Annotated in this window: 18 protein-coding genes; all 18 read left to right on the top strand. The window is 34.5% G+C overall.

Annotation, left to right across the window (positions count from 1 at the left end):
- The first annotated feature begins 15 nt into the window (after positions 1–15).
- The 18 genes from D2K60_RS16740 to D2K60_RS16655 all read left to right on the top strand — a co-directional run bounded on the left by D2K60_RS16740 (position 16) and on the right by D2K60_RS16655 (position 14,661).
- Complete coding sequence (locus D2K60_RS16740; RefSeq protein ID WP_117170350.1) at positions 16–1,209, top strand: D-alanyl-D-alanine carboxypeptidase family protein; 1,194 nt, start codon at positions 16–18, stop codon at positions 1,207–1,209.
- 104 nt (positions 1,210–1,313) lie between these two features.
- Positions 1,314–1,667 carry an anti-sigma F factor antagonist gene (gene spoIIAA / locus D2K60_RS16735; RefSeq protein ID WP_117169307.1) on the top strand — a complete coding sequence of 118 codons (354 nt, stop codon included), beginning with the start codon at positions 1,314–1,316 and terminating at the stop codon, positions 1,665–1,667.
- A complete protein-coding gene (gene spoIIAB, locus D2K60_RS16730; protein ID WP_117169308.1) occupies positions 1,664–2,104 on the top strand; it encodes an anti-sigma F factor in 441 nt (146 codons plus the stop codon). The genes spoIIAA and spoIIAB overlap by 4 nt, the downstream gene beginning before the upstream one ends.
- A gap of 15 nt (positions 2,105–2,119) precedes the next feature.
- Entirely contained in the window at positions 2,120–2,869 is a 750-nt protein-coding gene (gene sigF, locus D2K60_RS16725) for an RNA polymerase sporulation sigma factor SigF (protein ID WP_117169309.1), read from the top strand.
- Positions 2,870–3,000: 131 nt separating this feature from the next.
- The gene (locus tag D2K60_RS16720) at positions 3,001–3,615 is read left to right on the top strand and encodes a stage V sporulation protein AA (RefSeq protein WP_117169310.1); all 615 of its coding nucleotides are present in this window, start codon (positions 3,001–3,003) and stop codon (positions 3,613–3,615) included.
- Positions 3,605–4,021 (top strand): stage V sporulation protein AB, encoded by a 417-nt coding sequence (locus D2K60_RS16715; RefSeq protein WP_240335271.1) that lies wholly within the window; start codon positions 3,605–3,607, stop codon positions 4,019–4,021. Before D2K60_RS16720 ends, D2K60_RS16715 begins: the two co-directional genes overlap by 11 nt.
- 30 nt (positions 4,022–4,051) lie before the next feature.
- A complete protein-coding gene (spoVAEA, locus tag D2K60_RS16710) occupies positions 4,052–4,618 on the top strand; it encodes a stage V sporulation protein SpoVABEA (RefSeq protein WP_117169312.1) in 567 nt (188 codons plus the stop codon).
- Positions 4,619–4,640: 22 nt separating this feature from the next.
- Positions 4,641–6,080, top strand: coding sequence for a spore germination protein (locus D2K60_RS16705; protein ID WP_117170351.1), 1,440 nt, complete (start codon positions 4,641–4,643; stop codon positions 6,078–6,080).
- 242 nt (positions 6,081–6,322) lie between these two features.
- On the top strand, positions 6,323–7,621 hold the full coding sequence (lysA, locus tag D2K60_RS16700; protein ID WP_117169313.1) for a diaminopimelate decarboxylase: 1,299 nt from the start codon (positions 6,323–6,325) through the stop codon (positions 7,619–7,621).
- A 15-nt stretch (positions 7,622–7,636) separates the two neighbouring features.
- Entirely contained in the window at positions 7,637–8,074 is a 438-nt protein-coding gene (locus tag D2K60_RS16695; protein WP_117169314.1) for a peptidylprolyl isomerase, read from the top strand.
- Between the two features lie 760 nt (positions 8,075–8,834).
- Positions 8,835–9,185 carry a GNAT family N-acetyltransferase gene (locus D2K60_RS16690; RefSeq protein WP_117169315.1) on the top strand — a complete coding sequence of 117 codons (351 nt, stop codon included), beginning with the start codon at positions 8,835–8,837 and terminating at the stop codon, positions 9,183–9,185.
- A 145-nt stretch (positions 9,186–9,330) separates the two neighbouring features.
- Positions 9,331–10,071 carry a segregation/condensation protein A gene (locus tag D2K60_RS16685; protein WP_117169316.1) on the top strand — a complete coding sequence of 247 codons (741 nt, stop codon included), beginning with the start codon at positions 9,331–9,333 and terminating at the stop codon, positions 10,069–10,071.
- Positions 10,068–10,667: an SMC-Scp complex subunit ScpB gene (gene scpB / locus D2K60_RS16680; RefSeq protein WP_117169317.1), complete on the top strand. Its 600-nt coding sequence runs from the start codon at positions 10,068–10,070 to the stop codon at positions 10,665–10,667. Before D2K60_RS16685 ends, scpB begins: the two co-directional genes overlap by 4 nt.
- Before the next feature lie 165 nt (positions 10,668–10,832).
- On the top strand, positions 10,833–11,693 hold the full coding sequence (locus tag D2K60_RS16675) for a superoxide dismutase (protein ID WP_117169318.1): 861 nt from the start codon (positions 10,833–10,835) through the stop codon (positions 11,691–11,693).
- A gap of 93 nt (positions 11,694–11,786) precedes the next feature.
- Positions 11,787–12,689 carry a D-alanyl-D-alanine carboxypeptidase family protein gene (locus D2K60_RS16670; protein ID WP_117170352.1) on the top strand — a complete coding sequence of 301 codons (903 nt, stop codon included), beginning with the start codon at positions 11,787–11,789 and terminating at the stop codon, positions 12,687–12,689.
- Positions 12,690–13,280: a nucleoside recognition domain-containing protein gene (locus D2K60_RS16665; RefSeq protein ID WP_117169319.1), complete on the top strand. Its 591-nt coding sequence runs from the start codon at positions 12,690–12,692 to the stop codon at positions 13,278–13,280.
- Positions 13,277–13,810: a spore maturation protein gene (locus D2K60_RS16660; protein WP_117169320.1), complete on the top strand. Its 534-nt coding sequence runs from the start codon at positions 13,277–13,279 to the stop codon at positions 13,808–13,810. Before D2K60_RS16665 ends, D2K60_RS16660 begins: the two co-directional genes overlap by 4 nt.
- A 104-nt stretch (positions 13,811–13,914) precedes the next feature.
- Complete coding sequence (locus D2K60_RS16655; protein ID WP_117169321.1) at positions 13,915–14,661, top strand: pseudouridine synthase; 747 nt, start codon at positions 13,915–13,917, stop codon at positions 14,659–14,661.
- The last annotated feature ends 111 nt before the right edge of the window (positions 14,662–14,772 follow it).

The following is a 14,772-nucleotide window of genomic DNA, read 5'->3' as shown; positions in this document are numbered from 1 at the left end:
GGAGGTTTACACATGATGAAAAGAACAGTCTTGCTATTAACGATGTTACTATTATTATTTCATTCACAATCAATGGTGACAAATGCAAATGAGAAAGAGAAAGAGAATGAATCAACAACAGATGAATTAGCGCTAGCTAAAACTGCAAGTTCAGCTATATTAATCGAAAGAGATACCGGTAAAATATTTTATGAAAAAAATGCACATGAACAATTACCGCCAGCTAGTATGACGAAAATGATGACACTCATCTTAATAATGGAGGCATTGGATGATGAAAAGATAACATTAACCGAAAAAGTTCGTATTAGTGAATATGCAGCTTCTATGGGTGGATCGCAAATTTTCTTAGAAGAAGGGGAGGAAATGACTGTAGAAGATCTTCTTAAAGGCATTGCAATGGCTTCAGGAAATGATGCTAGTGTTGCTTTAGCTGAACGAATTGCTGGAAGTGAAGCAGCATTTGTAACAATGATGAATCAGAAGGCTAAAGAATTAGGGTTAGAAAATACACGTTTCCAAAATCCGACTGGTTTACCAGCAGAGGATCACTTCTCAACTGCATATGATATGTCAATAATTGCAAAAGATCTTTTGAAACATGAAGAAATCACAACGTACACGAGTGTTTATGAGGATTATTTACGTAAGGGTACAGAAGATGAGTTTTGGTTAGTAAACACAAATAAACTGGTTAAATTTTATGACGGTGTGGACGGATTAAAAACTGGTTATACATCTGAAGCCAAGTATTGTTTAACTGCAACAGCAAAAAAAGATGATATGCGTGTAATTGCAGTTGTACTTGGAGCGGAGTCGACAAAAAATAGAAATCAAGCTGTTACACAAATGTTTGATTATGCTTTCTCACAATATAAAACAGAACAATTGTATGCCGGACAGCAAGCAGTAACGAAAATTTCTATGGTGAAAGCTGATAAAGATGAAGTGGATGTTATTACAGAAGATGCTGTATCAATTGTTTTAGAGAAGGGGGAAAAACAATCGGGAATTGAAACGAATATCAAAATCAATCAAGATATACAGCTCCCTTTAACGAAAGGAAGCGAAATTGGACTATTAGAAGTCAAAAAGGATGGTAAATTATTATCCGAAACCCCGTTACTTCTAAATGAATCACTTCAAGAGGCAAGTGTTTGGAAGTTATTTAAATACTCGATGAAAGAATTGGTGAAAAAAGAGGGATAAGTATCATTTTATTCGAATAAACACTAGTTTTGTCATGTTGCAGGAATTCAATCAAACAAAATAGAAACAAACCAGAGAACAAAGGATTAAGAGGAGGAAAAACAGTGAGCTTGATAACAGATTGGAAAACGAAAGAAAATGTATTGCTGGTAAGACTATCGGGTGAACTAGATCATCATGAAGCAGAACAATTCAAAACAGAATGGCAGACTATGATTAAAGAGACAAATACAGAACATGTCATTATGAACTTAGAACAACTAACCTTCATGGATAGTTCAGGATTAGGAGTTATCCTAGGCAGATATAAGGAAATCAAACAACGAAAAGGAGAAATGGTGGTTTGTTCGATTTCACCTGCTGTAAAACGTTTGTTTGAGTTATCTGGATTGTTTAAGATTATTCGATTGGAAGAAAACGAATCATTTGCATTGCTTCGTTTGGGGGTGGCATCGTGAAGAACGAGATGGATATCAAATTCTCTAGTATTAGTGCAAATGAATCGTTTGCCAGAGTCACTATTGCTGCTTTTGTCTCCCAATTAGATCCAACGCTGGATGAATTAACAGAAATAAAAACAGTGGTTTCAGAAGCTGTTACGAATGCGATCATTCATGGCTATAATCATAATGAGAATGAAACGATTTATATGTCTTGTTCAATTGATGACGATAGAGTAGAACTTGTTATTAGAGATACGGGGATAGGTATTGATGATATTGACCAAGCTATTGAGCCACTTTATACGTCTAAACCAGAATTAGAGCGGTCTGGTATGGGTTTTACGATTATGGAAAATTTCATGGATAAAGTTGAAGTGGAATCATCAAGTGGTCAAGGAACAATAGTGAAATTGATCAAACATTTTAATAAAAGTCGAACCTTATGCAATTAAGGGGATGGACAAAAAATGGAATTAAATAAAACCCATAACGTTAAACAGTTGCGCGACGAAGAGGTAAAAGCATATCTTCGTCTTAGTCAATCGGGAGATCAAAATGCAAAAGATATTTTGGTTGAACGAAATGTAAGGTTGGTTTGGTCTGTTGTTCAACGCTTTATGAATCGTGGATATGATCCAGATGATTTATTTCAAATTGGGTGTATTGGTTTACTAAAATCAATTGATAAATTTGATTTGTCATATGATGTTAGATTTTCAACTTATGCAGTTCCAATGATTATTGGAGAAATTCAACGATTTTTACGTGATGATGGTAGTGTGAAAGTCAGTCGTTCTTTAAAAGAAACGGGTAATAAAATCAGACGAAAAAAAGATGATTTAACGAAAATGTTAGGTAGATCACCTACAATTTCTGAAATTGCAGAAGCACTTGATATATCTGTTGAAGATGTCGTGCATGCCCAAGAAGCTGCCAAAACGCCACACTCTATTCATGAAACAGTTTATGAGAATGATGGAGATCCGATCACACTTCTTGATCAGATTTCTGATCAAGAAACAAATTGGTTTGACAAAATTGCGCTTCAAGAGGTAATACGTGATTTGGATGAACGTGAGAGATTAATTGTTTACTTACGTTATTATCAAGACCAAACACAAGCAGAAGTCGCACGTAGGTTGGGCATTTCTCAGGTACAGGTATCACGATTAGAAAAGAAGATTCTAGACTGGATGAAAAATCAAATTGAGATTTAAAAATAATTTTTAATGAACTGCATGCCAATCGTTAGATAAAATCTAACAGTTGATTGCAGTTTTTTATTGTTTTTAATGCATGATTCTATGCGGAATGTTCCATACTAAAAAGAAGTTTTGGAGGTGTTCACATGCAGGGGATCATTTATTTAAGGATGAAAAAACATTACCAGACAACAGAAAAGAAAAAAATAAAGTTAAGGGATATTGCACATATCTCAGGAAATGAAACAATTGTTGCTACATTAAATCAAACTGTTATATATGAAATAGTAAAAGAAGATTTACAAGTTTGTGTTATAGAGGGATTTACAGTTATTCAAAAATTGCAAGCGTCTTTTCCTGAACTTGATTTACAACTACTAGGTCCAAATCAAACAATTATACATATTTCTAAAAAAGGAAGGTTGCCTCAAGTAACTTTTGTTCTATTAGTTTGGCTCTTATTATTTGTCGGTTCTGCCATGACAATTATGAACTTTCATTATGATGTAAGTATGCAAAGTGTACAACAACGTCTTCATTATTTGTTTACAGGAGAAGAAGAGAAATATCCACTTTGGATGCAGATTCCTTATTCATTAGGACTTGGTCTAGGAATGATTCTATTTTTTAATCATGTTTTTAAAAAGCGTTTTAATGAAGAACCTAGTCCGTTAGAAATAGAAATCTATAAGTATCAACAAGATATAGATCAATATGTTAGTCATTACGAAAATAAATTGAATGATACAAATGATAAATAAACTTATTGATCTATTTATAGGTTTAGGATCTGGATTGATAGTGGGAACAGGCTTCGTCGCATTTTTAACGATGTTAGGAATTATACCAAGGTTAGTTACATTAAGTAAAACAAAGAATTTCTTGCATTATTATGAAATGGCAGTTGTATTAGGGGTTTTTTTTGGTACGTATCTCTCATTTAGCAATTTTACTTTTCATCTTCCAACTGCCATTTTAGTGATTTGGGGATTATTGCATGGCATTTTTATTGGTATGTTAGCCGCAGCATTGACGGAGGTTTTAAACGTTTTCCCTATTTTAGCAAAGAGAATACGAGTCGATCATCAAATTATTTGGCTAATGATGGCTATCGTACTAGGGAAGATTATTGGGTCATTATTTCAATGGCTACTACTGGTTAAGTAAGCAAATTAATCGGACGAAAGGATAATTGCAATGAATACGAAACAAGTTATTATCATTACAGATGGTGATCAATATGCACAACAAGCAATCGATTACATAGCTAAAACTTTAGGTGGCACGTCACTTTCTGAATTTGCAGGTAATCCTAGTGCTTATAAACCAAGAGACATCATTCAGGCAGTTTATCAGGCAAAAAAAAATCCCGTTTTTGTTTTAGTCGATGATGCTGGTGTATTCGGAATAGGATCAGGTGAGGAAACCATATTAGCTTTAGCGAATGATCCGATCATTACTATCTTAGGAGTTGTTGCAGTAGCAGCACATTCAAAAAATATGGAGTGGTCACGTGTGACACTTTCAATAGATCAAGAAGGGCAAATCATAGAGCACGGGGTTGATAAAGAAGGAGTTCCGGTTTCTGAAGTTGGAAGAATCAATGGTGACACGGTCTACATATTGGACCAAATGGATCTTCCTAACGTTATTGCAATTGGCGATATTGGTAAGATGCATGGATATGATGATAAATCAAAGGGTTATCCCATTACTCTAAAGGCTATTGAATTGATTTTAGAAAGAGGGGTTACAATTGAGTAAAAAAAAAGATAAGCAACCAATTATGAAAGATATAAATGAAATTCAAAGTTTTATGAAACAGAAATTAGGAGTTGGCACGTCTTTTGATATTGGTTTTAGAGAAATTATATTATTAAAACAAAAAGTACAATTGTATTATGTAACAGGACTATGTGAAACACCTGTGATTGTAGAGTTACTGAAAAAACTTGTCTCCATTAATGACGAAGAGACAAATAAAAGTCAACTTACTGCAATAATAAAAAATCGTTTAGTTCATCAACAAGTTGAAGAATGTAGAAATTTTGATGATGCGATGACACAACTATTATCTGGATTAATCGTCATCTTTATAGATGGAGAAGATGTTTGTTTTATTGTAGATGTAAGAAGCTATCCCGGAAGAAGCCCTGAAGAACCAGATACAGAAAGAGTTGTTCGCGGCGCTAGAGATGGATATACAGAAAATATTATTGAAAATACAGCCTTAACAAGGCGACGCGTTCGAGATGAGCGGTTACGTAATGAACTTATGCAAGTTGGACAACGGTCTAAAACGGATATCTGTATTTCTTACATTCAAGATATCGCTGATGATGGTTTGGTTAAAAAGATTAAAAAGGAATTGGAGAAAATCGACATAGATGGTTTAGCCATGGCCGATAAAACTGTAGAGGAATATTTGGTGAAACAGGGAGTTAATCCTTTTCCTTTGGTTCGGTATACCGAACGACCAGATGTTGCTGCTATTCATCTATTTGAAGGGCATGTACTAATAATGGTTGACACCTCACCAAGTATGATTATTACACCAACCACATATTTTCATCATGTCCAACATGCAGAGGAATATCGTCAATCCCCGCCAATTGGAACATTTATACGTTGGATACGATTTACTGGAATTCTTGCATCGATCTTCCTTCTACCCTTATGGTACATTTTGGTGATCGAACCACAATTACTACCAGATGCACTATCATTTATTGGACCTAATGATCCAGGAAACATACCAATTATTTTGCAGATTATATTAGCAGACATAGGAGTTGAATTCTTGCGAATGGCGGCCATACATACGCCGACGCCACTATCAACTGCAATGGGATTAATAGCAGCTGTTTTAATTGGGCAAATCGCTATTGATGTTGGTCTTTTTACAGCTGAAGTCATTTTATATGTAGCAATAAGTGCGATAGGTTCATTTGCAACGCCAAGTTATGAACTTAGTATCGCAAACAAAATGATTCGAGTCATTTTACTTATATTTTCTGGGATTTTTGGCGTGAAAGGATTAATAGTTGGATTCTCATTATATGTTATTCTCTTGGCTCATACAAAGTCTTTGAATACACCATACTTATGGCCATTCTTACCGTTTAATGGGAAAGCATTAATGCAAATATTGTTTCGATTTTCAGTTCCACAATCGAAAGAACGACCAAGTATTGTGCATCCAAAGAACAATTATAAACAACCTTAATTCAATTATTTGAATTAAAAAAGTTGAACCCATTCTTAACTTGTGGTAAATTAATTTTATCTAAAAGAAAAAGTAGTTGGGAATGTGTTAGAAATCCCTTCCATTATATGTTATGAATGTTGCTCATTCATCGTATAAACTGGCAAGGGGTTTTTTATTTTATTCAGCTAGATCAAGTCATTATTAGTGTACTTGGCAGAAGAAATAGAACATATTCTCTTTAGGATTGTGGAGGTGTATTGATGCAGGAGCTTAATGATATAGATACTCAAGGTCATTTAACAATCGGAGGAGTAGACACTACATATTTAGCAAAAAAATATGAAACACCTCTTTTTGTATATGATGTTGAAAAAATAAGAGAGAATGCACGTGCCTTTGTTGATACTTTTGCACGCTTAGGTGTAAATGCGCAAGTTGCTTACGCAAGTAAAGCCTTTTCTTCTATTGCAATGTTACAAGTTGCAAAACAGGAGAACTTGAGTTTAGACGTTGTATCACAAGGAGAATTATATACAGCTTTACAAGCTGATTTTCCTACTGAGAAAATTCACATGCACGGTAACAATAAAAATAAAGCTGAATTGGAAATGGCAGTTAAACATAATATCGGTTGTATTGTTATCGACAATTTTTATGAAATTGACTTACTAAAAGAAATATTAGCAAACTATCAAAGTGAAATTGATGTACTTATTCGTGTCACTCCAGGTATTGAGGCACATACCCATGATTATATTCTTACTGGTAACGAAGATTCAAAATTCGGGTTTGATTTAGCAAATGGGCAAGCAGAAGAAGCATTTAAAAAGTTACAAGAAATTGACAGTATGCATGTTAAAGGGCTACACTGTCATATAGGTTCGCAAATATTTGAAACAGATGGATTTGTTATGGCGGTACGTCGATTATTTGAATCATTGGTTAACTGGAAGAAAAGTTATGGCTACAACCCAGAAGTATTAAATTTGGGTGGTGGTTTTGGAATTCGGTATACAGATGAGGATGAACCATTGAAACTCGATGGTTATGTTAATGCCCTTGTTGATGAGATTAAACAACAAGTTGAAAAACATAGTATGGATTTTCCAGAGATATGGATTGAACCAGGTCGTGCGATTGTGGGAAATACTGCAATAACACTTTATACAGTAGGTTCAAAAAAGCAAATTCCTGGCGTGCGTGACTACATTGCAGTCGATGGTGGAATGACAGATAATATTCGACCTGCACTTTATCAAGCCAAGTATGATGCTGTCCTTGCAAATAAAGCGAATGTACCAGCGTCTACCACTGCATCCGTTGCAGGGAAATGTTGTGAATCAGGCGATATGTTGCTATGGGATGTACCATTAGCAAATGCAGAATCAGGCGATATTCTTGCAGTTTTTAGTACAGGTGCGTATGGTTATTCTATGTCAAGTAATTATAATCGTTTTCCAAAAGCAGCTGTAGTATTTATTGAAAACAAGCAAGATAAACTTGTCATTCAGCGCGAGACCTATCAAGAAGTTAGTAAAAATGACTTATCTTACGAATAATTAGGAGGAATAAACATGAAACAAGCAACAATTGATTTTGAAAATGGCGAAAAAATAGTAATTGAAATGTACGAGGAAGCAGCTCCTAATACAGTAGCAAACTTCGAAAAATTAGCAACGAGTGGTTTTTATGATGGTGTTGTATTTCACCGCGTAATACCTGGTTTCGTTGCACAAGGTGGAGATCCAACAGGAACAGGATCAGGTGGACCTGGTTATGCTATTGCTTGTGAAACAGAAGGTAATCCACATAAGCATAAAGCAGGATCATTATCCATGGCTCACGCAGGCAAAGATACTGGTGGAAGTCAATTTTTCTTAGTACATGAGCCACAACCTCATTTAGATGGTGTTCATACTGTGTTTGGACAAGTAATAGAAGGTATGGATGTTGTTTTACGCATTAAACAAGGTGACGCTATGAAAACTGTCACTTTTGCAGAAAAAGAGTAAGTTCTCAAGAGACAAATAATTTTAAAATTCCAAAAAAGATATGATTTCCAGATTACTATGGGAATCATATCTTTTTTTAGTTTCAATTATCGTATCAAAATACTTTCACCTCGATTTTTGAATGTACCGTGTCTATTCGTTTTAATGAAACAGATCTACTTTCCATATTCATTCTCCTTTCTCTTGATTAAATCCAGCGGAGCGCTTAACTTGTAAAACCCAACGTTTTAAAAATTCACTAATTCAATAATGTTATTTTCAAGGTAATCTCTCACGTTATAATTCCAAACTTATGACCAAGGTGTTGATTTTATTGCCAATAACTGCGACAATTAGTAGATTCGTTTTTATTTATGTAGTATGTAACGTATCAAATGGTATCTTATGTTTTTCACGCCTATCAATTTTAACATAAATATCCAATCTAAGGTGAAATAGCTAGGTTACTATATAGGGCTAAACAAATCCCTAAGTTATTAGTATACAGTGATAAAATGAATTGCTTTTTTTAAGTTCAGTCTTTTTTAGTATTAACTAGGTTTTAAATAATGGATATTTTATAACAATTGATATCTAGATCATGACAATCATTGAAAAAAGTAGTATGATCTATATGTACAAAAGAATAATAGCTGTATGTAGATTTAATAACATTCCATTCAGCGCGGATATGATAAAAGTTTTAAGAACTTATTGGAACCTTTTGAGGACCGGTAACGTTATACTATATAATAAGTTCTTATATAATTGAGGGGTATATATGTTAATTCGTTTTAAAAAATCGCTAGAAAAGATTGCAATGGGTCTATTGTCTTTTATGCCAGAGGAAAAAGATGTGAAAAAACTCCAGCAAACAATTAAGGAGTATGAAAACAATAAAAATTGGAATTTATATTTGTGGAAAGAAGAAGATGTTTTAGGAGCAATTGGCATATACGTGGATGAAGAATTAGGTAAAGTTATCATTCAACATATATCAGTTAATCCTTCACACAGAAACATGGGCATAGGTAAGAAAATGGTGAATGGCATTAAGGAACAATACGTGGAGAAATATCAAGTTTGTGCCAATGACTTAACAGAAAACTTTTTAACCAAGTGTGATGCTTAAGGATCTAAAACCAGCTCATTATGAGCTGGTTTTAGTTTTTTTATAGAAAATTAATAGAATAAGGCATTTTTAGTTAGTTGTATATGCTAAGATATATTATGACAAGTGTAAGCACGGCGATATAGTAAAAAAGGGGAAGGATTTTATGCAACAATCCTATCAAGTGAAGTTAGATACTTTTGAGGGTCCGCTGGATCTTCTTTTACATTTAATTAATCAATATGAAATAGATATCTATGATATTCCCGTTTCTAAAATTACAGAGCAATATATGCACTATATACATACAATGCAACGACTTGAATTAAATGTTGCTAGTGAATACTTAGTGATGGCTGCTACGTTATTGGCAATGAAAAGTGCACTTCTCTTACCAAATCAGGAATTAGATCTAGAAGAGGAATATGAAGAGGATCCGCGTGAGGAATTAATGCGCCGGTTAATTGAGTATCGTAAATATAAGGAAGCTGCTAGTCAACTTCAAGATAAAGAATCAGATTTAAGTTATAGTTTTACAAGGCCAGCTCAAGTTATATCGTTTAAGAATAGTCCAGAAAAAGTTATTGCAAAAGGTGAAATGTCTATCTATGATATGCTTGCAGCAATGCAAAAAGTATTTGATCGCAAAAAATGGAATCGCCCATTAGAAACAACAATTCAGCGAACAGAGATACCCATAAAACAGCGAATGGAAGAAGTTATAGCTCAATTGCAAGGTCATAGACTAGGTGTTTCATTTGATACGTTATTTGAGTATCCGTCGCGTTCTCATATAGTTGTGACTTTTATGGCTGTACTAGAGCTAATGAAAAACAAAAAAATTTACTGCAAACAAGAATCGCATTTTGATGCATTGATTATTTATAGCATGGAGGATAACGCGTGAAACTAGCTAATTATAAAGCGATTTTAGAAGGGTTATTATTTGCCACTGGAGATGAAGGATTAAATAAAAAACAAATGAAAGCAGTATTAGAAACAGATGTAGATATAGTCGACGAAATTATTCTCGAATTAATGGATGATTATAATCTCGATGAACGTGGTATTATGCTTGTTGAATCTAAAGGTACGTATCATTTGGCAACGAAACCAGAGCATACAATCTATTATCAAAAGTTACTGGAATCTCCACACACGTCAAAGCTTTCGCAAGCAGCACTTGAAACGTTAGCCATTATTGCTTATAACCAACCAATTACTCGAACAGAAATTGAGGATATACGTGGGGTTAAAAGTGATCGTGGTGTTCAAACGCTTTTGTCTCGAGCATTAATTGAAGAGGTTGGGAGAAAAGATGGAGTTGGAAGGCCAGTAATGTTTGGAACTTCTGTTGATTTCCTTACATATTTCGGATTAAAGTCTATAGAAGAATTACCGCCATTACCAGAAAGTGTGAATGAATCAGATGTGAGTGAAGAAGCGGATTTATTTTTCGAGAATTTTGAAGCAAAGATGAATCAAACGAATGAAGAGAAGTAGCATACAATGTGTTACTTCTTTTTTTATGAGTGCGTGATTGTTAGTGATCACTATGGAGATCACTTTAGCGATCTTTCGAGCGATTAATACTTGTTTTGAAGAGGGTAAAGAAGCTAATGGTACCAAAACTATCCGTTTATCATAGGCTACGGTTGAGGTGATTTGATGGAGAAGAATACAAAAGCTTATATAACTGATTTATTAGAGTGGTCATATGCAGTGGAAGAATTGTTGCATCGAAACGACGATCAACGTCAAGAGCTATCAGGTTGGGATGATTGGAAAATTCAACTAGAAGATGGATTGCGTGAGCAAAGTTTGTCTGAAAAAGAAACCCTGTATTTAAGAGATGAAGCTCAGCGTTTCGCACTTCGTTTAGAGCAGGAATTAAACAACGGAGCGGTTCCAATAGGAAAACATAAGCTACCACCATTACCATATGATTATGATGCACTTGAGCCTTTTATTTCGGAAAAAATAATGCGCTTGCACCACGATCAACATCATAAGTCTTATGTAGATGGATTAAATAAAGCTGAAGTAGCCATTTATCATGGAGAAACTGATAATAAAATGTGGAAGCATTGGTTTAGGGAGCAAGCATTTCATGGATCTGGCCATTATTTGCATACTATTTTTTGGTTTAATATGACACCAAATGGAGGCGGAGAACCACAAGCTAACAGCATACTTGCCAAACAAATAAACAAAGATTTTGGTTCGTTTAAAAAATTTAAACAAATCTTCACAAAAGGCGCAGAGTCTGTTGAAGGAAGTGGTTGGGCGTTGCTTGTATGGTCTCCTCGAGCACAACGATTAGGAATCCAAACACATGAGAAACATCAACATTATGCGTTAGCCGATAGTATTCCATTACTTGTACTTGATGTATGGGAACATGCATATTATCTACAATATGAAAATGATCGCAGTGACTATATTAAAGCGTGGTGGAATGTAATTGATTGGGAAAACGTTAGACAAAGATTTGAAGCAGCTAAACAGATTACCTGGAGGCCATATTAAGTAGATGACGTAATTGTTTCAGGTCATATGCTCGTCCTTTCTGCATAAGATTATAGAGAAAGTATGTAGAGAGGATGTAAAAAATTGAAATCAATGCTGCTAATTATAATAGGTTGTATTTGCTTGTTGACAATCAACCCTAAAACTGTTGAGGCGAATCCTAGTGTAACAGCTCGTAATGCTATTCTTATGGACCAATCGAATGGAGAAATTCTATATGAAAAAGCTGCTGAAGATCCAGAACTGATTGCTAGTATAACGAAAATAATGACAGCAATATTAGCAATTGAATCAGGTAAAATGGAAGATACTGTTACTGTAAGTCGCGAGGCTGCTTACACAGAAGGTTCCTCTATTTATTTGCAAGAAGGAGAGAAAATAAAATTAAAAGATCTTGTTTATGGTTTAATGTTGCGATCAGGAAATGATGCTGCAACAGCAATTGCGGAATATGTTGGTGGTAGTGTAGAAGGATTCTCTTATCTGATGAATGAGAAAGCGACTTGGTTAGGGATGGAACAATCACATTTTGATAATCCGCATGGTTTGGATTCGGAATCACACTTTTCAACTGCATATGATATGGCTTTATTAACCAAACACGCCATGGAAGATGAACAATTTGTGACAATAACTGGTGCGCAATCATATCTTTCCGATCAACGTTCTTATGCTTGGGGAAATAAAAATAAACTACTAACTACTTATTACTCCTATACAATTGGAGGAAAGACTGGTTATACAAAGGCGGCTGGTAGGACACTGGTTTCTGTTGCTAAAAAGAATGATGTCACGTTAATTGTAGTGACTTTAGATGACCCAAATGACTGGCAAGATCATATTCGCTTATTTGATTGGGGATTTGAACAATATAATCTATCATCAAGCACAAGTTCATTGCAAGACCAATTAGCAGTAGGAATGCAAAGTAAAAAACGGGTGAGCTTCATTGAAACTGTTATTACTTTTTTCAATAAAATGGTCGGTGTGATGTAGATGGTCAATTATATCTGGGCTGGTATGTCGATTATAGGAATTATTTATGCAATGATTAACGGAACAATGGATCAAGTGAATGAGGCGATTTTTTCGAGTGCATCAGAAGCAGTAACTTTATCTATAGGTTTAATCAGTGTGCTCGTCTTTTGGTTAGGCTTAATGCGTATTGCAGAGAAGGCTGGCATTTTAAGTAAGCTTTCGACACTCTTCAAACCACTTGTAACGAGGTTATTTCCTGAAATACCTAAAGATCATCCAGCAATGGGTTATATTCTTTCAAATTTCATTGCAAATTTATTTGGACTTGGAAATGCTGCTACCCCAATGGGGATAAAAGCAATGAAGGAAATGAAGTTACTTTCAAATTCTGATAAGGCAAGTCGTTCGATGATCACATTTTTAGTGATTAATACATCAAGTTTAACGCTAATTCCGACAACAGTGATCGCAATTCGAATGCAATATCAATCAACCGCTCCAACAGAAATTGTTGCTACGACTATAATAGCTACACTTGTCACAACATCATTGGCTATTATAATTGATCGACTATTTTATTTGAAAAGGGTGAGTAAAAACAAAAAATGAACACCATTACATTAATCAGTGCATGGATTATACCTAGTATGGTGATGATTGTTTTAATTACCGGTACAGTAAAAAAACTCCCTACATATGAATTATTTGTTGAAGGTGGAAAAGAGGGGATAAAGACAGCAATTTCGTTACTACCATTCTTATTAGGTATGATTGTATCTATTGCTATCTTTCGAAGTTCAGGAGCTTTGGACGCATTTATAAGTTTACTACAACCTGTATTGTTATTTTTAGGTATTCCTAGTGAGATAGCACCTTTAGCCTTCACAAGACCAATATCAGGAACAGCTGCATTAGCAATTACTGCTGATTTAATCAAAATACATGGACCCGATTCGTTTATTGGAAGACTTGCTTCTACGATGCAAGGAAGCACAGATACGACGTTTTATATTATTACTGTTTATTTTGGTGCAGTAGGTATTCATAAAATGGGAGATGCATTAAAAGTTGGACTAATAGCCGATTTTATTGGTATAATAACATCAATTATAGTTGTAACAATTGTATTTTCACAATAAAGCGTTAACGCTACTGTTAACGCTATTGTTTTGTTGCGCTTTTTCTGTCAAAATAAACTATACAAAACCAATTATTAAAAATCGAATGAAATTATGGTGATAATATGTCAAATAATGAAGAACGTTTACAGAAAGTGATTGCACACAGTGGAGTCACTTCTAGAAGAAAAGCTGAAAAACTTATCGAGGATGGTAAAGTAACCGTTAATGGAAAAAAAGTTAAGAAGCTAGGTACGAAAGTAACACCAGACGATAAAGTTGAAGTAGAAGGTTTACCACTTGAAAAGGAACAACATGTCTATTATGTTGTATATAAACCTAGAGGTGTAATTTCTAGTTTGAAAGATGATAAAAATCGAAAGGTACTTACAGATCTAATACCGCACTTAAAAGAACGGGTTTATCCTGTTGGAAGATTAGATTATGATACTTCTGGTATTATTTTGCTGACTAATGATGGAGAATTTACACAGTTATTAATGCATCCAAGTCATGAAATGGATAAAGTTTATGTCGCCAAAATCGAAGGTATCCCGTCAAGAGAAGCGATTAAAGAATTGAGAAATGGTGTTAAATCTGAGGGAGAAGTTTTAAAAGCTATTCATTCTAAAATTTTATCTACTGATGAACAAAAAAATACCGCAATAATGGAACTAGTCTTGCATCAAGGTAAAAATCGTCAAGTAAGAAGGATGTTTGAGGGGATTAATCATCCAGTAAAAAAACTTAAACGAGAGCGTTATGGATTTTTGACGTTGCAAGGTTTACAGCCAGGTGATTACCGTGAATTAACGCCGCACGAAGTCAAACAGCTTCGTAATGAAGCATTACAAACAAAAATAAAAGAGTGACTTTATTATTCTAATTAGTCAAAAGTCAGGTGTTTATTGCGAAATATGTTGAAATAATCACCTTTTTCTTCTAATGACCAAGTTAATAAAGAAGATGCTCTAATTAATGCA

The sequence above is a fragment of the Paraliobacillus sediminis genome (genome assembly GCF_003426055.1).
Note: the sequence above shows the minus strand (reverse complement) of the source record. Positions and strands in the feature narration are given on the sequence as shown.